23 protein-coding genes and 1 pseudogene are annotated in these 20,681 nt (G+C 46.6%); 16 read left to right on the top strand and 8 right to left on the bottom strand.

The annotated features are described in order from the left end of the window. Nucleotides 1–117: 117 nt before the first annotated feature. Together ymfL and D9736_RS10900 are read right to left on the bottom strand one after the other, a co-directional pair. Nucleotides 118–675, bottom strand: a complete 558-nt coding sequence (ymfL, locus tag D9736_RS10905; RefSeq protein WP_000515829.1) for a protein YmfL — start codon at nt 673–675, stop codon at nt 118–120. Nucleotides 676–718: 43 nt separating this feature from the next. Beyond that, nucleotides 719–919: a YdaS family helix-turn-helix protein gene (locus D9736_RS10900; RefSeq protein WP_000649477.1), complete on the bottom strand. Its 201-nt coding sequence runs from the start codon at nt 917–919 to the stop codon at nt 719–721. A gap of 90 nt (nt 920–1,009) precedes the next feature. On the opposite strand from D9736_RS10900, the gene D9736_RS10895 reads away from it, so the two are divergent. Beyond that, entirely contained in the window at nt 1,010–1,684 is a 675-nt protein-coding gene (locus D9736_RS10895) for a LexA family transcriptional repressor (protein WP_000848748.1), read from the top strand. 234 nt (nt 1,685–1,918) lie between these two features. Then, complete coding sequence (locus D9736_RS10890) at nt 1,919–2,125, top strand: hypothetical protein (RefSeq protein WP_000549626.1); 207 nt, start codon at nt 1,919–1,921, stop codon at nt 2,123–2,125. On the opposite strand, the gene D9736_RS10885 is transcribed toward D9736_RS10890, so the two are convergent. Beyond that, complete coding sequence (locus D9736_RS10885) at nt 2,097–2,531, bottom strand: hypothetical protein (protein ID WP_000016389.1); 435 nt, start codon at nt 2,529–2,531, stop codon at nt 2,097–2,099. The two genes, D9736_RS10890 and D9736_RS10885, sit on opposite strands and share 29 nt — an antisense overlap. Nucleotides 2,532–2,674: 143 nt before the next feature. Here D9736_RS10885 and D9736_RS10875 point away from each other — a divergent pair. The 6 genes and pseudogenes from D9736_RS10875 (at nt 2,675) to D9736_RS10850 (ending at nt 6,326) form a co-directional block, all read left to right on the top strand. Continuing rightward, nucleotides 2,675–2,985, top strand: a pseudogene (locus D9736_RS10875) (hypothetical protein). A gap of 14 nt (nt 2,986–2,999) precedes the next feature. Next, a complete protein-coding gene (gene yfdP / locus D9736_RS10870; protein WP_000135680.1) occupies nt 3,000–3,362 on the top strand; it encodes a protein YfdP in 363 nt (120 codons plus the stop codon). Between the two features lie 65 nt (nt 3,363–3,427). Then, nucleotides 3,428–4,252 (top strand): YfdQ family protein, encoded by an 825-nt coding sequence (locus D9736_RS10865; RefSeq protein WP_000081304.1) that lies wholly within the window; start codon nt 3,428–3,430, stop codon nt 4,250–4,252. Nucleotides 4,253–4,380: 128 nt separating this feature from the next. Further along, nucleotides 4,381–4,917, top strand: a complete 537-nt coding sequence (locus tag D9736_RS10860; protein WP_130258311.1) for an HD family hydrolase — start codon at nt 4,381–4,383, stop codon at nt 4,915–4,917. A gap of 55 nt (nt 4,918–4,972) precedes the next feature. Beyond that, the gene (locus D9736_RS10855) at nt 4,973–5,218 is read left to right on the top strand and encodes an excisionase-like protein from lambdoid prophage 14 (RefSeq protein ID WP_000939946.1); all 246 of its coding nucleotides are present in this window, start codon (nt 4,973–4,975) and stop codon (nt 5,216–5,218) included. Continuing rightward, nucleotides 5,199–6,326, top strand: a complete 1,128-nt coding sequence (locus D9736_RS10850) for a site-specific integrase (protein ID WP_000741311.1) — start codon at nt 5,199–5,201, stop codon at nt 6,324–6,326. The genes D9736_RS10855 and D9736_RS10850 overlap by 20 nt, the downstream gene beginning before the upstream one ends. A 134-nt stretch (nt 6,327–6,460) precedes the next feature. Here the strand turns inward: D9736_RS10850 and D9736_RS10845 are convergent, their stop codons facing one another. The 4 genes from D9736_RS10845 to icd form a co-directional block, all read right to left on the bottom strand. Beyond that, nucleotides 6,461–7,426 (bottom strand): hypothetical protein, encoded by a 966-nt coding sequence (locus D9736_RS10845; RefSeq protein ID WP_001080914.1) that lies wholly within the window; start codon nt 7,424–7,426, stop codon nt 6,461–6,463. A gap of 562 nt (nt 7,427–7,988) precedes the next feature. Then, complete coding sequence (locus D9736_RS10840; RefSeq protein WP_000071977.1) at nt 7,989–9,128, bottom strand: hypothetical protein; 1,140 nt, start codon at nt 9,126–9,128, stop codon at nt 7,989–7,991. Continuing rightward, complete coding sequence (locus D9736_RS10835) at nt 9,121–9,747, bottom strand: hypothetical protein (protein WP_000835197.1); 627 nt, start codon at nt 9,745–9,747, stop codon at nt 9,121–9,123. The genes D9736_RS10840 and D9736_RS10835 overlap by 8 nt, the downstream gene beginning before the upstream one ends. Before the next feature lie 408 nt (nt 9,748–10,155). Then, on the bottom strand, nt 10,156–11,406 hold the full coding sequence (icd, locus tag D9736_RS10830; protein WP_000444485.1) for an NADP-dependent isocitrate dehydrogenase: 1,251 nt from the start codon (nt 11,404–11,406) through the stop codon (nt 10,156–10,158). A 171-nt stretch (nt 11,407–11,577) separates the two neighbouring features. On the opposite strand from icd, the gene rluE reads away from it, so the two are divergent. The 8 genes from rluE (at nt 11,578) to roxA (ending at nt 19,404) form a co-directional block, all read left to right on the top strand. Beyond that, nucleotides 11,578–12,231, top strand: a complete 654-nt coding sequence (gene rluE, locus D9736_RS10825) for a 23S rRNA pseudouridine(2457) synthase RluE (RefSeq protein ID WP_130215943.1) — start codon at nt 11,578–11,580, stop codon at nt 12,229–12,231. 9 nt (nt 12,232–12,240) lie between these two features. Continuing rightward, complete coding sequence (gene nudJ / locus D9736_RS10820; protein WP_130215941.1) at nt 12,241–12,702, top strand: phosphatase NudJ; 462 nt, start codon at nt 12,241–12,243, stop codon at nt 12,700–12,702. 53 nt (nt 12,703–12,755) lie between these two features. Continuing rightward, nucleotides 12,756–13,862 carry a tRNA 2-thiouridine(34) synthase MnmA gene (gene mnmA, locus D9736_RS10815; protein ID WP_130258310.1) on the top strand — a complete coding sequence of 369 codons (1,107 nt, stop codon included), beginning with the start codon at nt 12,756–12,758 and terminating at the stop codon, nt 13,860–13,862. 35 nt (nt 13,863–13,897) lie between these two features. Further along, nucleotides 13,898–14,539 carry a high frequency lysogenization protein HflD gene (hflD, locus tag D9736_RS10810; protein ID WP_001297479.1) on the top strand — a complete coding sequence of 214 codons (642 nt, stop codon included), beginning with the start codon at nt 13,898–13,900 and terminating at the stop codon, nt 14,537–14,539. A gap of 3 nt (nt 14,540–14,542) precedes the next feature. Then, on the top strand, nt 14,543–15,913 hold the full coding sequence (gene purB, locus D9736_RS10805; RefSeq protein ID WP_130258309.1) for an adenylosuccinate lyase: 1,371 nt from the start codon (nt 14,543–14,545) through the stop codon (nt 15,911–15,913). A 162-nt stretch (nt 15,914–16,075) separates the two neighbouring features. Beyond that, complete coding sequence (gene phoP / locus D9736_RS10800; RefSeq protein ID WP_130205589.1) at nt 16,076–16,747, top strand: two-component system response regulator PhoP; 672 nt, start codon at nt 16,076–16,078, stop codon at nt 16,745–16,747. Continuing rightward, nucleotides 16,747–18,207 carry a two-component system sensor histidine kinase PhoQ gene (phoQ, locus tag D9736_RS10795; protein ID WP_130215937.1) on the top strand — a complete coding sequence of 487 codons (1,461 nt, stop codon included), beginning with the start codon at nt 16,747–16,749 and terminating at the stop codon, nt 18,205–18,207. The genes phoP and phoQ overlap by 1 nt, the downstream gene beginning before the upstream one ends. 75 nt (nt 18,208–18,282) lie before the next feature. Next, nucleotides 18,283–19,404, top strand: coding sequence for a [50S ribosomal protein L16]-arginine 3-hydroxylase (roxA, locus tag D9736_RS10790; protein WP_130215935.1), 1,122 nt, complete (start codon nt 18,283–18,285; stop codon nt 19,402–19,404). A 48-nt stretch (nt 19,405–19,452) separates the two neighbouring features. Here roxA and pepT read toward each other — a convergent pair whose 3' ends face one another. After that, complete coding sequence (gene pepT / locus D9736_RS10785; RefSeq protein WP_130205583.1) at nt 19,453–20,679, bottom strand: peptidase T; 1,227 nt, start codon at nt 20,677–20,679, stop codon at nt 19,453–19,455. Nucleotides 20,680–20,681: the final 2 nt, after the last annotated feature.

Here is a 20,681-nt window from a genome sequence, read left to right as displayed (position 1 = left end):
TTACAATTTCCCTGTCACCTAGTACATTCACTGCATAGCAATATTCCACCTTCGCTTTTCCACCCGGTACAGGAAGCGCAATCAGTTGCGAGCGACGGTAGTGTGTTGTTAAACTGTTCATGCGTTAGTTTCTCCACAACCAGAAGCAATCGACGCCACGACGCCCGGAGCTGCACACTCGCGGGCGTCATTACTTTCTGAAATGCAAAAAATTTTGTAGACAAGTGCTGCATGCTCCTGCAGCTTCGAAATTGAGAGATACAGCTCGTCGTTAATTGCTGTCTTCTCATGCGGTTCCACTACACCGTCTTCGATTGCTGAACGAATCTGTTTTGAATAACTGCCGATCTGTTCAATGACTTCCAGCAGACGCTGGTTAATATCGGCGTTGTCCACATCCTCGACGTCAGGAAGAGACACAAAGACGCCATTTGCAGACTGCGCCACAGCATCAGCAATGAAATGAGTGCCACCAGCACGCTGTAAAACCATTGCCCATCCCAGCGGGAAAATCTGATCGCCATCTGCACGAAGGCGGTTGAATAAAGCGTTTTCTGTTACATCGAGCCAGTCAGCCGCTTCAGCGTAACCACCCGGCAACGCCGCGATAGTTTTTCTGACAGCTTTCACGTACCACTCAGGCTGTTTTTCTATTTTCCAGTGATGCTTACCCACGATTAGCCTCATCGTTCTGTGGTTAAAAATTGAAAGTGTTCTGCTAATCTTTCGGATAGATATCCGGTCTTAAGTCAGATTTCGTAATTGCACCTGACGTGCATTGCTCAAGTTTTTTAGCCAGCACAAAACTGGCTTTTTTATAGCCATTGAAAACCAGCCGTAAGTAGCCAGGTGTTGAGCCAACTTTTCCGGCCAACTCGCCCTGCTGTTCTTTGGTTAAAGAGTCCCAATACGCTTTCATACAATATGTACCTCCGGTATACATATTACATGATTGAAATGAACCTTCAAGATACTTGTACCTTAACGGTACAAGGGTTTTAATTTCGTTATGAAAACAATCCATGACATCCGGCGGTCTAACGCCAGAAAACTGAGAGATGGTGTTGGCGGGAATTCTTCCTTTGCCACTATGATTGATCGCGAGCCAACCCAGACCAGCAGGTTTATGGGAGATGGTGCTACTAAAAATATCGGTGACAGCATGGCACGACACATCGAAAAATGTTTCGACCTGCCTGTCGGATGGCTCGATCAAGAACACCAGACAACGAACATCACAAAAAAACCTGATGTTTCAATCACTAATAAACAAATCACATTAGTCCCTGTCATATCATGGGTACAGGCCGGAGCATGGAAAGAAGTTGGATATTCTGAGGTTGATTTGAGCACAGCAGAAACGTATCCCTGCCCTGTACCCTGTGGGGAAATGACTTATATCTTGCGGGTGATAGGTGATTCAATGATTGATGAGTACCGCCCGGGAGACATGATTTTTGTCGATCCTGAAGTACCTGCCTGCCACGGTGACGACGTTATTGCATTGATGCACGATACAGGTGAAACCACCTTCAAAAGGTTGATAGAAGATGGGACACAGCGTTATCTCAAAGCGTTAAACCCAAACTGGCCTGAGCCTTACATTAAGATCAACGGTAATTGCTCTATAATTGGAACTGTGATTTTCTCAGGAAAACCAAGAAGATACAAAATCAAAGCCTAATCAATGTTTATGAACCTGCTTCGGCAGGTTTTTTTATACTTGACAATGTACCTTTGGGATACATAATGTGCCCAAGAGAAACAACAAACAGGCAGGACGCCCACGAAGTAGCCGCCTGGAGCATATGAAGTCTAGGATGATTCGTTAGCAACAAAAAAGCGCCCTACAGGACGCTTAGCTCTTTAACAATCAGGTCCCCATCAACAAGTAACTGATAACTTGAGGAGGTGTGAAATGCACAAAACAGAACCAAAAATCGTCGCGCCCGGATACACAAATGAGGAAATTTACGAGTGGATGGCAAAGAAGCTGGCAGCTATAAACCAGCTTCGTGAAGTGCTGTCTTATCGACAGGAAACAATAGACTCCTTAAAAAAACTGGATCAGGAAATCACGGTTTTATCACAGGATGTTACTTTAGATATTGTGCAGACAAATTAGGATCCCATTCATTTTCGTCAAAATCATCAAAGTGATGAATTTGTGATCTCCAGTCTCGATAATCTAAAAATTTCTGGGCGGTTACGCTTATTTTATCAAGCGTGAGTTCATCCTGAATTGAAAGAAGAAGTTCATCAAATTTCATCTCATTAATCTGTTTTGGCATCCAGTGATGCTTCATCAGAATAAGGTGAACCAGAGCTTTTTTCCCATTCAACTGATTATAGGGAGTGCCGAATTTCTTCCGGTGCTCATGTAAGACAAGGTCCAGAAGAGTAAGTAATGTTGCTCTTGATTCAACTTTGCTTATTTCGACTGATGACACTACCCCACTGATTTCAATGCCCCGATACTTTCCAACATTTTCACAGTGGGATTTGTACAGCGTATAGATATTACCGGACATTTCTTTTCCTTTTGCGTTGTTGGGGATAACCAGATTAACCGAATCCTTGTTGTTGGGAAATAACCAGGTCCACCTCGCCTGATGTGGCTAAAAGCAGGCACATAACAGCTAAGTATTTTCAACCAGAGAGAATCCTTAGCGTTGTGGTGAATGCGGCTCAGCGCACGCGGGTTAAGGTTGAGGCTGACAGTCGACCTTCTGTGGATACCCACCCGCCTGGTGTGCAACCTTCGCCAGGCACCGGGAGGCACCCGGCACCACAACTTTATGCTGCGTGTAGTCTTGGCGGTACCAGCTTTTACCCTTGCTTCCGGCTGGTACCGTCCTTTTTACAAAACAGAGAAGAGCATTACCGGACGACGGGCTCATAACTCAATCCATCCGGGCGGCTGCCACCGCAGGTGTTCTTCTCTGTTTTGTGGAGAAACTAATCGGCTTTGCAGGGTCGATATGATGAGGAGCAGCAAAATGGCTAGCGAACGCAGTACTGATGTGCAAGCATTTATCGGGGAGCTGGACGGCGGCGTATTTGAAACCAAAATCGGCGCAGTTCTCAGTGAAGTCGCTTCCGGTGTGATGAACACGAAAACCAAAGGTAAGGTCTCACTCAACCTGGAAATCGAACCATTTGATGAGAACCGTGTGAAAATCAAACACAAACTCTCATATGTTCGCCCGACTAACCGCGGGAAAATTTCTGAAGAAGACACCACCGAAACGCCGATGTATGTCAATCGCGGTGGTCGCCTGACAATTCTGCAGGAAGACCAGGGACAATTACTGACTCTTGCCGGTGAACCTGACGGAAAACTCCGCGCAGCAGGTCATTAATATCGTTCTTAATTAACTGATTATTTATCTCATCACTGAATATCTTTATATAGTGAGGACTTATTATGTCTCAGAACTTAGACGCAACCGCAATTAATCAAATCCATGCTCTTATTTCTGCTCAGGGTGTTAATGAAATTATCAGTAAGATTGGTGCCGATGCTGTGGCATTGCCTGAGAATTTCCGCATTCATGATCTGGAAAAATTTAATTTAAATCGCTTCCGTTTCCGTGGTGCGCTTTCCACTGCCAGCATCGATGACTTTACCCGTTATTCTAAAGATCTTGCAGATGAAGGCACCCGCTGCTTTATCGATGCTGATAATATGCGTGCCGTCAGTGTGCTTAACCTGGGTACTATTGATGAACCAGGTCACGCAGATAACACCGCCACTCTCAAACTGAAAAAGACAGCACCGTTCTCTGCACTGTTGTCTGTTAACAGCGAGCGTAACTCCCAGAAGTCACTGGCAGAATGGATTGAAGACTGGGCCGACTACCTTGTGGGTTTTGATGCTAATGGTGACGCTATCCAGGCAACAAAATCGGCTGCGGCTGTCCGTAAAATCACGATTGAAGCAAACCAGACCGCTGATTTTGAAGATAATGACTTCAGCGGCAAACGCTCCCTGATGGAGTCTGTCGAAGCGAAGACCAAAGACATTATGCCAGTGGCATTTGAATTTAAATGCGTTCCGTTTGAAGGTCTGAAAGAACGTTCTTTTAAATTACGCCTCAGCATTATCACTGGCGATCGTCCTGTACTTGTTCTGCGCATTATTCAGCTGGAGGCTGTGCAGGAAGAAATGGCTAACGAATTTCGCGATCTGCTTGTTGAGAAATTCAAAGACAGCAAAGTAGAAACCTTTATTGGTACTTTCACCGCCTGATTTGATTACTGCAAATGCCCCTGCGGGGGCATTTATGGAAACGTAATTAACTCAATAATCGCCGGATGGTGAGGGCTTCCTTTTACCAGAATTCAGTGCGGTGCAGCGCAAATAACGTGGAGAACAAAATGTCATTTATTAAAACTTTTTCTGGGAAGCATTTTTATTATGACAGGATAAATAAAGACGACATCGTTATTAACGATATCACGGTTTCCCTTTCAAATATCTGTCGCTTTGCAGGACATCTTTCACACTTCTACAGCGTCGCCCAACATGCGGTGCTTTGCAGCCAGTTGGTGCCGCAGGAATTTGCTTTTGAAGCGTTAATGCATGATGCAACAGAAGCATATTGCCAGGATATCCCCGCACCACTGAAACAACTTCTTCCTGACTATAAACGGATGGAAGAAAAAATAGACGCCGTAATCCGTGAGAAATACGGGTTACCTCCTGTTATGAGCACGCCTGTGAAATATGCCGATCTCATTATGTTGGCAACCGAGCGTCGCGATCTCGGGCTTGATGATGGCTCTTTCTGGCCTGTGCTGGAAGGTATCCCGGCAACAGATATGTTCAAAGTTATTCCACTGGCACCGGGCCATGCCTACGGGATGTTTTTGGCACGCTTTAAAGAGTTACATACGATACATAAACAATCCTGACAGTGAAATTAACCAGTGAAATAGTTTTGTAGCAAAAGAAATGAGGTTATCAAAAATGCTTCAAATGCTGACACTTGAAGAATGGGCTTCTGAAAAATACAGAAGTAATCCTCCAAGTGTGTCCACATTGCGTCGTTATGCTAAGCAGAATTTATTTTGTCCACCGGCCATGAAACAAGGCCGGTTATGGCGAGTGCGTGAGGACGCCGAGTTAGTTGGAGAGCTGGTAACACCAGTAATTAAGAAAAATGACTCATTACTTTTGCAACGGATTTTGAGTGATGGCAGCCAGACCGCGTAAAAATAATGTTTCGGTCCCTAACTTATATCCGCTTTATAGTAGGAAAGTAAATAAAGTCTATTGGCGGTATAAGCATCCAGTAACAGGGAAATTTCATGCGCTAGGAACGAACGAAACCGAAGCCATCGCTATTGCCACTGAAGCCAATACGCGACTGGCTGAACAAAGAACTCGGCAGATTCTGGCCATCAGTGACAGGATAGCAACCAGCAAAGGGAAAGCAATCACAACGTCAACCTGGTTAGATCGCTACCAAGCGATCCAGGATGACCGACTGAAAAGTGGTGATATAAGACTCAACACTTATAAGCAGAAAGCCAAACCAGTATCCTTACTTAGGGAACGAGTAGGAATGAAGTTGATCTCAGCCGTTGATGTCAGAGATATAGCACAATTGCTTGACGAGTATATCGCTGCCGGGCAGCCGAGAATGGCGCAAGTCGTAAGGTCTGTATTGATCGATGTATTTAAGGAAGCACAGCATTATGGCGAAGTTCCGCCAGGGTATAACCCTGCTCTTGCGACGAAGCAACCCAGACGGAAAATCACCCGTCAACGCCTCAGCCTCGAAGAATGGAAAAAAATCTTCGATATCGCAGATGCCAGTCATCGTTACATGGGAAATGCCATGCTCCTAGCATTGGTCACTGGACAGCGTTTGGGGGACATATCTAAAATGAAATTCAGCGATATTTGGGATGACCATCTACATGTCGAACAGGAAAAGACTGGAAGCAAAATCGCAATTCCTCTTTCTCTTCGCCTCAATACGATTAACTGGAGTTTACGCGATATAATAGCCCGCTGCCGTGACTATGCAGTCAGTCCATACCTAGTGCATTTTTTCCGTTCAACTTCACAAGCAGAACGTGGGGCACAGGTTAAATCCAATACATTGACGATGAACTTTAGCAAAGCGCGAGACTTGGCCGGAATTGATTGGGGTGATGGAACTCCAGCAACTTTCCATGAACAAAGATCTTTATCTGAGCGCCTTTATAGGGAACAAGGGATTGATACGCAAAAACTACTCGGACATAAATCTCCTAATCAGACAGCTAGATATCATGATGATCGTGGAAAAGATTGGGTAACTCTAGCAATTTGATTTTTATATTTTTATTAAAAATTAAAAAATTCAGACGCATCATATCAAAAATTTATTAGTAAAATAGATAACTAATATTTTTCTTGGGGGGAGGAGCCCCCCGCACATTATATTGAAGATTAATAACTGATATATCATTTCTTAAATTTAAGAATTTCTTTTAAGGCTTCTACTATATTTTTATCCCCATCCATGCTAATTTTCTCCTTCTCAAGAGAAACCGTAGTCTGCCCTTTTTCAAGAACAAAATTACGTTCTGTAGCCATGAGATTTTTAATAACCTCACCCATTAAGTCTTCGTTTCTAATGCCCTTAAGAAACTTTATCGCCAAAACTTTGGAATCGATATTGGTAAGCTCATTTTGAAAATACTTGACCTCATCAAAACCATTTTTGTACAACTTCAAGAAGAAATAAGCAAATAGTTCAACGACAATTACAAATGATAATTTGGGGGCCATGTGAAGTATATATTCAAGCTTATCATTTGTGTTAATAGCATTTGTAACTGAATATCCAAGGTAAAGTATCCCACAAAAAGCAATAAATGCACCTAAAACCAGATTAACCCCACCACGTCTATTTAATCTATTTATTTCATTTTCTAAACGATATACAATATCATTATAGTGTTTACTAATTTCTATTTGATTTCTAAACGAATTTATATCATTTTTCAAACTTAAATCTGCAGCCAAGAGAGTATTGCCTACAATCTTTTTTTTAGCATTATCGATCAACTCTTGCCTTTCTTTTGATGTGAGTAAAACACCATTTAAATCTTTCGAATCATTTGTAACTAGTTGATTAAACTCTTGCTTTAAGGAGTCTAATTCTGACTTTAACTCTTCATATGAGTTAACATTCTTGTTTTTACTTTCACCTATTCCTTTATTAACATAATTTAATAAAAATGCTGCCATAAAAGTTAAAATCAGAGTTGCAATAAAGAAACTATTTTCATCTTGAAGTATTTTAGCAACAGTGGAAAAATAACTTACGAGAAGAGGCTGAGCATTATAAAGCCCCATTCCTAACAAAACTGCAATTGCCGTACCTAAAACGAACCTTACTTCTTGTCTTTTTAGTAACCTATTCATTATGACACCATATGTTATTATTTAACGTTTTATTAAATTCAAAATACTGCCCGAGATTTTAATACTCATAACAAAATAAGAATTAATATACAAAATTTTTCATACTACAAGCAAGGCTTTGATAAATTGTTTTGATAACGATTTGATAACCGTTAGAAATCTAATAATAAAAACGGGAGCCATCAGACTTCCGTTTTTGATAACCCGGAGCCTAGATTTGGCTACCCCAGCAGGAAGATGCAACGTCCACGATTGTCACAAATCAGGCTGGCTCGAGGCAGAATGGCGACTGTGAGGGAGAAACGAAAGTTCACACTCGTTCTCACTGCTGATGGGGGGTTCACTAACAATCTCAAGCACTAATTAATGGACGAAACTCTACACAAAGCCCCATTTTGTAGGAAAACTGGTAACGGATTAGTAATACTACCCGGCCAGAACATGACCGACCGGGTAAAAAAATATCCTGACGCTACTAAGCCTTTAAGATTTGACTAACCTAGTGCTTACATTATAGAGAACTGCTTATGCCTTCTAAATTATAGAGTAAAAATACTCACCACTAAAATACAACTTGCTTCCTTAGTAAATCACCTCTAGCATTTGAGTAATATTCAGTCGAATTGCCAGTAACTTCCCGGAGTACTTCTGTTACAAGGTTATTTAGTATTCCCGTAAGTTTAAGAAACTCTCCATATGAATTAGGTTTCTCAAATATCTTTCTGGTACCGTTCGGCACATCGAGCTGCATTGCAGCATCATGATCCTGGGCTAAGTGATTTAGCCAGCGGTGAGTCTCAACAAGTACAGCAAGTTCATAGTATGTACTATGACGGAGATTATTAGCATCTGCATGGTACATTAGTGAAGCAATATCATAGCTGCTTAGATCAATACTCGAACCTTCGTCTCCACTGTCTGCTTTCAGGGTTTTGAGCATGCGAATTGATTTTCTTAATCCACCATTGCATTGATCGCATTTGTCTTTGATACGTTGCATGTGGAGGAACGGTTCATTGTAGATACGCTCTCGTTTGTTTTTATCAATTATGGTAACTCCACGATGTTCTTCTTTTTTTGTGAGTTGGTACTCTTTCGTATCCCACCATATGCCTGGCACTACATCAACTTCTCTTTGAAGACTCCCCCCCGTTATTCTCAAGGACTTGGCGTTATTATCGTCAACCTGAGCAGCAGGAAATGTCATTTTTAGAGCATCTCGAGCTGCACGCCTAAGTTCAATGATGACGTCTCGGCCATCTTTCTCAGCTGCACTATAGCTGCCAACTCCACCGCTATCATACATAAGCATCTGAGTATCAATAATTAAAAGATCTACATCACTGAAACCTTTGATATGGATATCTAGGGGAACAGAACCTTGTACCCGAAAATCTAGGTTTAGGTCTAATTTCTTAGTCAGCTGATTTTCAATACGATACGCGGTTTCGAATGAGATCTCTGTATAGCGGGGGTCAACTGGTTGCATCGCACCAATGACATACCGGATAGCTGAATCGTCTCTTCCTCTAGACTCCCAACTTTCATTAAGCTCAAGAGCATCTTCAAGCAATGCATATTTTTCAAGGCCATCATATCTTTGATTACTCATTGATTCTGTGGCTACTCGCAACTGATCATATGTCCCTTTACGACGTGACTTCATGCGTTCAATACGCGAACTATATGATGAATTAGACATGGTCTATCCTTGTAATTTTCATCGTACCGAATGTGGTGCGGCCTTGGCCGTTAAAATAATGCCCCTCGGCTGATTTAAGCTCTTCATCGAAACGAAACTCAGCAAATCCGACATGTGGGGTTAGGTGCTCTTCACCTGTTTTGGGCTGGTTCCGATAGTTGTATAGAAGCTGGTATCCAATCCCTTCGTCATGGATGATAGATGCTGTCACACTATCTGAATGAGAAGTTTGTGTTTTCATATGAATTCTGACTTTGTCCCATGACTGGACAATTCTCAACTCTCCAGCCCACTGCTTTCCCCCTTCAGACCGAGTGTGACCGGTAACTTGCCAGCGCCCTTCAAGATTAGGCACACACAGAAATTTACCGAGGTAACTGTTCTGCCAGAGATTCTTATCAAACCATGCGTACAATCCCATATAGATTCCTCCGGCACTAATAAGCGAAAACACAGAGGCAGGAATATGGCTATTAATATGAAAGTTTCTCAGCCATTCAATTAATGCCAGAGCAAGAAAAATCAGAAAGAAAGATAAACATGAAGCAACAATGGCAATATATCTACCAACCTTACTACGATTCAAACCACAAATCACAATGTACTCGTGACTTTTCATTAAAAATAGTCCTTTAAGAGAATAAATTAGATGGATACTATTTATAGTTGTTCATCCATTCAAATTCAGCATATGTTCAAATTGGTAGTATTTTGTTTGCTAAGGTTTGCGCTACGGGATTTCAAAAATTGCGAGAAAGGTCCTTCGCTCCACCAAACCTTCCTTATTCAATACAATGTATATTACCCCAACATATAACAAACCCTAGATATTAACGATCATCCGCAACAATAATCATCAAAAGCTGAGGTATGACTAATTGGAGATTGACGATATAACTACCATATCTCCCCAGACTACCAGGGGTTTTGATAACTTATTTTGATAAAATTTTGATAACCGTTAGCGTGCTAACATATAATAACGGACGTGTTATACGCCCGTTACAATATTTAACACATACAGTAATTACATGTTTTCGATGATTGCGTCACCAAATTCTGAACATTTCAGCAGTTTAGCACCTTCCATCAGACGTTCGAAGTCATAGGTTACGGTCTTCGCGTTGATTGCGCCTTCCATACCTTTAACAATCAGGTCTGCGGCTTCAGTCCAACCCATATGGCGTAACATCATCTCCGCAGAGAGAATAATAGAGCCTGGGTTTACTTTGTCCTGACCGGCATATTTCGGCGCAGTACCGTGGGTAGCTTCAAACAGGGCGCATTCGTCACCGATGTTTGCGCCAGGGGCGATACCGATACCGCCAACCTGCGCTGCCAGGGCGTCAGAAATGTAGTCACCGTTCAGGTTCATACAGGCGATAACATCATATTCAGCCGGACGCAGCAGGATCTGTTGCAGGAATGCATCAGCAATCACGTCTTTAATGACGATCTCTTTGCCGGTATTCGGGTTTTTAACTTTCAGCCACGGGCCGCCGTCGATCAGTTCACCGCCAAACTCTTCACGCGCCAGCTGGTAGCCCCAGTCTTTAAACGCGCCTTCGGTGAACTTCATGATGTTGCCTTTGTGCACCAGGGTCACAGAGTCGCGGTCGTTAGCAATTGCGTATTCGATCGCGGCACGAACCAGACGTTTGGTGCCTTCTTCAGAACATGGCTTGATACCGATACCGCAATGTTCCGGGAAGCGAATTTTCTTCACGCCCATCTCTTCACGCAGGAATTTAATTACTTTCTCAGCGTCGGCAGAGTCTGCTTTCCATTCGATACCTGCATAAATGTCTTCCGAGTTTTCACGGAAGATAACCATATCGGTCAGTTCAGGGTGTTTAACCGGGCTTGGGGTGCCCTGATAGTAACGTACCGGACGCAGGCAGATGTAAAGATCCAGTTCCTGGCGCAGGGCAACGTTCAGAGAGCGAATACCGCCCCCAACCGGAGTGGTCAGCGGGCCTTTAATAGCAACGCGATATTCACGAATCAGATCAAGGGTTTCAGCAGGCAGCCAGACATCCTGACCATAAACCTGTGTGGATTTTTCACCGGTGTAAATTTCCATCCAGGAGATTTTACGCTCGCCTTTATAGGCTTTCTCGACCGCAGCGTCGACCACTTTCAGCATGGCTGGGGTTACATCTACACCGATTCCATCACCTTCAATGTAAGGGATAATCGGATTTTCAGGAACGTTGAGTTTGCCGTTTTGCAGGGTGATCTTCTTGCCTTGTGCCGGAACAACTACTTTACTTTCCATTCACCTCTCCTTCGAGCGCTACTGGTTTGCTCGTCTGCCACCACGTTGCATATGCGTTTGCGTCCTGCGATACGGATGCTTTAGAGCAATTTTTTGTTAATGATTTGTAATTGGCTTGTCAATACTACCCTATTGTTTGCCGTCATGAAAGATGCGCGTTATTAGGCTATAATGCGGCAATTCATAATCTCTGAAAATACCATGCAAAAAACTTCTTTTAGAAATCACCAGGTTAAGCGATTCAGCTCGCAACGCACTAACAAACGCAAGCCAGAAAACCAGCCCACGCGTGTGATCCTGTTCAATAAACCTTACGATGTCCTGCCACAGTTCACCGATGAAGCCGGGCGCAAAACATTAAAAGAATTCATCCCGGTTCAAGGCGTTTATGCAGCAGGTCGCCTTGACCGCGATAGCGAAGGGTTACTGGTGCTGACCAATAACGGCGCGTTGCAGGCGCGTTTAACCCAGCCGGGCAAACGCACCGGGAAAATCTATTATGTGCAGGTGGAAGGTATTCCCACACAAGACGCACTTGAAGCCTTGCGCAATGGCGTAACCTTAAATGATGGCCCTACCCTGCCCGCCGGCGCGGAGTTGGTTGAAGAACCAGAGTGGTTATGGCCGCGGAATCCACCAATTCGTGAACGTAAAAGTATTCCCACCAGCTGGCTGAAGATTACTTTATATGAAGGACGTAATCGCCAGGTGCGCCGCATGACCGCCCATGTCGGTTTCCCTACGCTGCGACTGATTCGTTATGCCATGGGCAATTACACACTGGATAATCTCGCTAACGGCGAATGGCGAGAAGCAACAGAATAAGGATGCACAATGTTTAAACCGCACGTTACCGTCGCCTGCGTGGTACATGCAGAGGGCAAATTTTTAGTTGTTGAAGAGACGATTAACGGTAAAGCGTTATGGAACCAACCGGCGGGACATCTGGAAGCGGATGAGACGCTAGTGGAAGCAGCTGCGCGTGAGCTGTGGGAAGAAACCGGCATCAGCGCGCGACCGCAACACTTCATCCGCATGCATCAGTGGATTGCGCCAGATAAAACGCCGTTTTTGCGTTTCCTGTTTGCTATTGAGCTTGAGCAAATTTGCCCGACGCAACCTCATGACAGCGATATCGACTGCTGCCGTTGGGTCAGCGCCGAAGAAATTTTACAGGCGTTAAATTTGCGTTCGCCGCTGGTGGCGGAAAGTATTCGTTGTTATCAAAGCGGGCAACGCTATCCGCTGGAGATGATTGGCGATTTTAACTGGCCTTTTACAAAGGGTGTCATCTAAAAGGCTGCGTGATAGAATACGCCGCCTTGAAGTTCAATGTCGTGAGTAATCCAATGTCTGAAACCGAAAAAAAAGTGATCGTCGGCATGTCCGGCGGTGTCGATTCCTCCGTTTCTGCCTGGCTGTTGCAACAACAGGGATATCAGGTCGAAGGCCTGTTTATGAAGAACTGGGAAGAAGACGACGGTGAGGAATATTGCACAGCGGCAGCGGATCTGGCTGATGCCCAGGCGGTCTGCGATAAGCTCGGCATTGAACTGCACACCGTTAACTTTGCTGCCGAGTACTGGGACAACGTCTTCGAACTGTTCCTTGCTGAATATAAAGCCGGTCGCACGCCGAATCCGGATATTCTGTGCAACAAAGAGATCAAATTTAAAGCCTTCCTCGAATTTGCCGCCGAAGATTTAGGTGCCGATTATATCGCTACCGGTCATTACGTGCGTCGGGCAGATGTCGATGGCAAGAGCCGCCTGCTGCGTGGTCTGGACAGCAATAAAGACCAGAGCTACTTCCTTTATACGCTCAGCCATGAGCAGATTGCGCAAAGCCTGTTCCCGGTCGGCGAACTGGAAAAACCGCAGGTGCGTAAGATTGCTGAAGATCTCGGTCTGGTCACCGCGAAGAAAAAAGACTCTACCGGCATTTGCTTCATTGGCGAACGTAAATTCCGCGAGTTCCTGGGCCGTTATCTCCCGGCGCAACCGGGCAAAATCATTACTGTTGACGGCGATGAAATTGGTGAGCACCAGGGGTTGATGTATCACACCCTCGGTCAGCGTAAAGGTCTGGGTATCGGTGGCACCAAAGAAGGCACCGAAGAACCGTGGTATGTGGTCGATAAAGACGTCGAAAACAACATTCTGATTGTTGCGCAGGGCCATGAACACCCGCGTCTGATGTCTGTCGGTCTGATTGCCCAGCAGCTGCACTGGGTCGATCGAGAACCGTTCACCGGCACTATGCGTTGCACGGTAAAAACCCGCTATCGCCAGACCGACATTCCGTGCACCGTCAAGGCGCTGGACGATGATCGCATTGAAGTGATTTTCGATGAGCCAGTTGCCGCCGTGACGCCGGGCCAGTCTGCCGTCTTCTATAACGGTGAAGTGTGCCTCGGTGGCGGTATCATTGAGCAGCGTCTGCCGCTGCCGGTCTGATTATTGTCTTTAATTACAACAAGGAAGCAGTGAGCGTGGCAAAGAATTACTATGACATCACCCTCGCCCTGGCCGGTATTTGTCAGTCGGCACGCCTGGTGCAACAACTCGCTCACCAGGGGCATTGTGATGCCGATGCGCTACACGTCTCACTCAACAGTATTATTGATATGAACCCCAGCTCGACGCTGGCGGTTTTTGGCGGCAGTGAAGCCAACCTGCGCGTCGGGCTGGAAACCCTGCTCGGCGTGCTCAATGCCAGCAGTCGTCAGGGCTTAAACGCTGAGCTAACCCGCTACACGCTAAGCCTGATGGTGCTTGAGCGCAAACTTTCCTCAGCGAAAGGTGCGCTCGACACTCTGGGCAACCGGATCAACGGCCTGCAACGCCAACTCGAACACTTCGATTTACAGTCCGAAACGCTGATGAGCGCGATGGCCGCCATCTATGTTGATGTTATCAGCCCGCTTGGCCCGCGCATTCAGGTCACCGGCTCCCCTGCCGTACTGCAAAGCCCACAGGTGCAGGCGAAAGTTCGCGCAACCCTGCTGGCAGGCATTCGCGCCGCCGTGCTCTGGCACCAGGTCGGCGGTGGACGTCTGCAACTGATGTTTTCTCGTAATCGCCTGACCACTCAGGCAAAACAAATTCTTGCTCATTTAACCCCGGAGTTGTGATCTATGGAATTATCCTCACTGACCGCCGTTTCCCCTGTCGATGGACGCTACGGCGATAAAGTCAGCGCGCTGCGCGGGATTTTCAGCGAATATGGTTTGCTGAAATTCCGTGTACAAGTTGAAGTACGTTGGCTGCAAAAACTGGCCGCGCACGCAGCGATCAAGGAAGTTCCTGCTTTTGCTGCCGACGCAATCGGTTACCTTGATGCAATCGTCGCTAATTTCAGTGAAGAAGATGCGGCGCGAATCAAAACCATCGAGCGTACCACTAACCACGACGTTAAAGCGGTTGAGTATTTCCTGAAAGAAAAAGTGGCGGAGATCCCGGAACTGCACGCGGTTTCTGAATTCATTCACTTTGCCTGTACTTCGGAAGATATCAATAACCTCTCCCACGCGTTGATGCTGAAAACCGCGCGTGATGAAGTGATCCTGCCGTACTGGCGTCAACTGATTGATGGCATTAAAGATCTCGCCGTTCAGTATCGCGATATCCCGCTGCTGTCTCGTACCCACGGTCAGCCAGCCACGCCATCAACCATCGGTAAAGAGATGGCTAACGTCGCCTACCGTATGGAGCGCCAGTACCGCCAGCTTAACCAGGTGGAGATCCTCGGAAAAATCAACGGCGCGGTCGGTAACTATAACGCCCACATCGCCGCTTACCCGGAAGTTGACTGGCATCAGTTCAGCGAAGAGTTCGTCACCTCGCTGGGTATTCAGTGGAACCCGTACACTACCCAGATCGAACCGCACGACTACATCGCCGAGCTGTTTGATTGCGTTGCGCGCTTTAACACCATTCTTATCGACTTCGACCGTGACGTCTGGGGTTATATCGCCCTTAACCACTTCAAACAAAAAACCATCGCTGGTGAGATTGGTTCTTCCACCATGCCGCACAAGGTTAACCCAATCGACTTTGAAAACTCCGAAGGGAACCTGGGGCTTTCCAACGCGGTATTGCAGCACCTGGCAAGCAAACTGCCGGTTTCCCGCTGGCAGCGTGACCTGACCGACTCCACCGTGCTGCGTAATCTTGGCGTGGGTATCGGTTATGCGCTGATTGCCTACCAGTCCAGCCTGAAAGGTGTGAGCAAACTGGAAGTGAACCGTGATCATCTGCTGGATGAGCTGGATCACAACTGGGAAGTGCTGGCTGAGCCAATCCAGACAGTTATGCGTCGCTATGGCATCGAAAAACCGTACGAGAAGCTGAAAGAGCTGACTCGCGGTAAGCGCGTTGACGCCGAAGGCATGAAGCAATTTATCGACGGTCTGGCGCTGCCAGAAGAAGAAAAAGCACGCCTGAAAGCGATGACGCCGGCTAACTATATTGGTCGTGCCATCACTATGGTTGATGAGCTGAAATAAGCCTCGTATCAGTGCCGGATGGTGATGCCGTCCGGCCTGTTTATTAAGATAATCCGCGTTTCTATTTACACCTCCCTTCCCCACTGGTTTATTTAATGTTTACCCCCACAACCACATAATCGCGTTACACTATTTTTATAATTAAGACAGGGAGAAATAAAAATGCGCGTACTGGTTGTCGAAGACAATGCGTTGTTACGTCACCATCTTAAAGTTCAGATTCAGGACGCGGGTCATCAGGTCGATGACGCAGAAGATGCCAAAGAAGCCGATTATTATCTCAACGAACATTTACCGGATATTGCGATTGTCGATCTCGGTTTGCCTGACGAAGATGGTTTGTCGCTGATCCGTCGCTGGCGTAGTAATGATGTTTCACTGCCAATTCTTGTATTAACCGCCCGTGAAAGCTGGCAGGACAAAGTTGAAGTATTAAGCGCCGGTGCTGACGATTACGTGACTAAACCCTTTCATATTGAAGAAGTGATGGCACGAATGCAGGCATTAATGCGGCGTAATAGCGGCCTGGCTTCACAGGTTATTTCGCTGCCGCCGTTTCAGGTTGATCTCTCCCGTCGCGAATTATCCATTAGTGACGAAGTCATCAAACTGACCGCATTTGAATACACCATTATGGAAACCTTGATCCGTAACAACGGCAAAGTGGTCAGTAAAGATTCATTGATGCTACAGCTCTACCCGGATGCCGAACTGCGGGAAAGTCATACCATTGATGTTCTGATGGGCAGGCTGCGCAAAAAAATTCAGGCGCAATACCCGCACGAGGTGATTACCACCGTTCGCGGCCAGGGTTATCTTTTCGAATTGCGCTGATGAAAAAATTACTGCGTGTTTTTTTCCCGCTCTCGCTGCGGGTACGTTTTCTGTTGGCGACGGCCGCGGTAGTACTAGTGCTTTCACTTTCCTACGGTATGGTTGCCCTGATCGGTTATAGCGTTAGTTTCGATAAAACGACGTTTCGTCTGTTACGCGGCGAGAGCAATTTATTCTATACACTGGCGAAATGGGAAAACAATAAGCTACACGTTGAACTGCCGGAAAATATCGACAAGCAAAGTCCCACGATGTCTCTGATTTATGACGAGAACGGCAAACTATTGTGGGCGCAGCGTGACGTTCCCTGGCTGATGAAAATGATCCAGCCTGACTGGCTGAAATCCAATGGTTTTCACGAAATAGAGGCTGACGTGAACGATACCAGCCTGCTACTGAGTAACGATCTCTCTATTCAGCAGCAGTTGCAGGAAGTTCGGGAAGACGACGACGATGCAGAAATGACCCACTCGGTAGCCGTTAATGTCTATCCGGCGACGGCGCGAATGCCAAAACTCACCATTGTGGTGGTCGATACCATTCCCGTAGAGCTTAAAAGTTCCTATACGGTATGGAGCTGGTTTCTCTATGTACTCCTGGCCAACCTGCTGTTAGTGATCCCGTTACTGTGGGTCGCCGCCTGGTGGAGCTTACGCCCTATTGAAGCCCTGGCGCGAGAAGTCCGCGAACTGGAAGAACACCACCGTGAACTGCTCAACCCTACAACAACGAGAGAACTGACCAGCCTGGTGGGTAACCTGAACCGACTTTTAAAAAGCGAGCGTGAGCGTTACGACAAATACCGCACAACGCTCACTGACCTGACTCACAGCCTGAAAACGCCTCTGGCGGTGCTACAAAGTACGCTACGTTCTTTGCGAAGTGAAAAGATGAACGTCAGTGAGGCGGAACCGGTGATGCTGGAACAAATTAGCCGTATCTCGCAACAAATTGGTTACTACCTACACCGAGCCAGTATGCGTGGCGGGACATTACTTAGCCGCGAACTACATCCAGTGGCCCCGTTGTTGGACAATCTCACATCGGCACTGAATAAAGTTTATCAGCGTAAAGGCGTCAATATTTCCCTCGATATCTCGCCAGAAATTAGCTTTGTCGGTGAGCAGAACGATTTTGTTGAGGTAATGGGCAATGTACTGGATAACGCCTGTAAGTATTGTCTCGAATTTGTCGAAATCTCCGCAAGGCAAACTGACAAACATCTCTACATCGTGGTCGAAGATGATGGACCGGGGATCCCGCAAAGCAAGCGTGAGGTGATTTTCGACCGTGGTCAGCGTGTTGATACCTTACGTCCCGGGCAAGGCGTGGGACTGGCGGTCGCTCGTGAAATTACTGAACAGTACGACGGAAGAATCATCGCCGGAGAGAGCATGCTCGGCGGTGCACGAATGGAGGTGATTTTTGGTCGCCAGCATTCCTTGCCGAAAGATGAATAAATATGTCCTTTGTTCACGCATAACAGTATGCATCCGTTATAATCGGTTGCAGATACCCGCCTATGGACGCTTAACATGGAATACCAACTCACCCTTAATTGGCCCGATTTTCTTGAACGTCACTGGCAGAAACGTCCCGTGGTGTTAAAACGCGGTTTTAATAATTTTATTGATCCTATTTCTCCCGACGAGCTGGCGGGCCTGGCGATGGAAAGTGAAGTCGACAGTCGGCTGGTCAGTCATCAGGATGGCAAATGGCAGGTCAGTCACGGGCCATTCGAAAGCTACGACCATCTGGGCGAAACCAACTGGTCATTGCTGGTCCAGGCGGTTGATCACTGGCATGAACCGGCCGCCGCGCTGATGCGTCCGTTCCGTGAATTACCGGACTGGCGCATTGACGACCTGATGATCTCGTTTTCCGTGCCTGGCGGCGGCGTCGGTCCGCATCTCGATCAGTACGATGTGTTTATTATTCAGGGTACAGGTCGCCGTCGCTGGCGGGTAGGTGAAAAACTGCATATGAGGCAGCACTGCCCTCACCCGGATCTGTTACAGGTTGATCCGTTTGAAGCGATTATTGATGAAGAGCTGGAGCCAGGCGATATTCTTTATATTCCGCCAGGGTTCCCGCACGAAGGCTACGCGCTGGAAAATGCGATGAACTATTCCGTTGGTTTTCGTGCGCCGAATACGCGGGAACTGATCAGCGGATTTGCCGATTACGTGCTGCAACGTGAGCTGGGCGGTAATTACTACAGCGATCCGGATGTCCCGCCTCGCGATCATCCGGCAGACGTTCTGCCGCAGGAGATGGATAAACTGCGTGAGATGATGCTTGAGTTGATCAACCAGCCAGAACACTTTAAACAGTGGTTTGGCGAGTTTATTTCGCAGTCACGTCATGAACTGGATATCGCTCCGCCAGAGCCACCGTATCAACCGGATGAAATCTATGACGCGCTGAAACAAGGTGATGTACTGGTGCGTCTGGGTGGTCTGCGCGTCTTGCGCATTGGCGACGATGTTTATGCCAATGGTGAGAAAATTGATTCCCCGCACCGTCCGGCGCTGGATGCACTCGCCAGCAATATTGCACTGACCGCTGAGAATTTTGGCGACGCACTGGAAGATCCGTCATTCCTCGCGATGCTCGCGGCGCTGGTCAATAGCGGGTATTGGTTCTTCGAAGGGTAAATTTGAATTGAAGCCGGATGCGGCATCATATGCCGCATCCAATTTCGCTTACTTCCGTTTCGCCGTTAACTCGGCAATACGCACAATCACTTGCACCGCTTTTTCCATTCCTTCCAGAGTGACAAACTCATGTTTGCCATGATAGTTATAACCGCCGGTAAACAGATTTGGACACGGTAATCCCATAAACGACAACTGCGCACCGTCAGTACCACCACGGATCGGTTTCAGGTCTGGTTCAATATCGCAATCGCGCATCGCCTGCTGGGCAATATCAAGAATATGCGGATGCTCAACGACTTTCTCGCGCATGTTGTAGTAACTGTCTTCAATCACCAGTTCAATGTAGCAATCCGGGTGTAACCCTTTGCCCACTTTCTTGGCAATTTCCATCATTTTACGTTTACGCGCTTCAAACTGTTTACGGTCGAAATCACGGATGATGTAGTGCATATCGGCGCGTTCAACAGTGCCTTTCATGCTTGTCAGGTGATAGAAGCCTTCATAACCTTCCGTAGCTTCCGGGCTTTCATCTGCCGGTACTTCCGCATGAATGCGTGCCGCCAGCGACAGCGCATTCACCATCACACCTTTTGCCGTACCCGGGTGAACATTGTTGCCGACGATTTTGATATTCACCGAAGCAGCGTTGAAGTTTTCAAACTCCAGTTCACCTACGCCACCACCATCTACGGTGTAAGCCCAGCGGGCATCAAAGGCTTCAACATCAAAATGTTTCGCCCCTTTACCCACTTCTTCATCAGGCGTAAAGGCAACACGAATATCGCCATGCGGAATATTTTTCTGCTGCAATACCGCCAGCGCGGTCATGATTTCTGCAATACCTGCTTTGTCGTCAGCACCCAACAATGTTTTACCGTCAGTGGTGATCAGCGTCTGTCCCAGCAGTTGATGCAGTACCGGGAACATGACCGGTGACAGGACTTCGTCGCCGACGCCCAACGCAATGTCGCCACCGCGATAGTTTTCAACAATCTGCGGGTTCACATTTTTACCGCTGCAATCCGGTGAGGTATCCACATGAGAAATAAAGCCAATCGCCGGAATATCGCCAGGAACGTTAGCCGGTAGCGTCGCCATCAACGTTCCTTTCTCACTTAAGGTCACATTGATAAGACCCATTTCTTCCAGCTGATCTTTCAGCAGATGCAATAATTTCCACTGGCCTTCCGTGCTGGGAACTTGTCTCACCCCCGCTTTTGATTGGGTATCGAGAGACACGTAGTTCAAAAAACGCTCAAGTAGTTTATCCATGT

Origin of the sequence: Escherichia sp. E10V10 (assembly GCF_004211985.1) — a bacterium.
In the GTDB taxonomy this organism is placed as follows: domain Bacteria; phylum Pseudomonadota; class Gammaproteobacteria; order Enterobacterales; family Enterobacteriaceae; genus Escherichia.
This window is presented reverse-complemented; position numbering and strand designations above follow the sequence as displayed.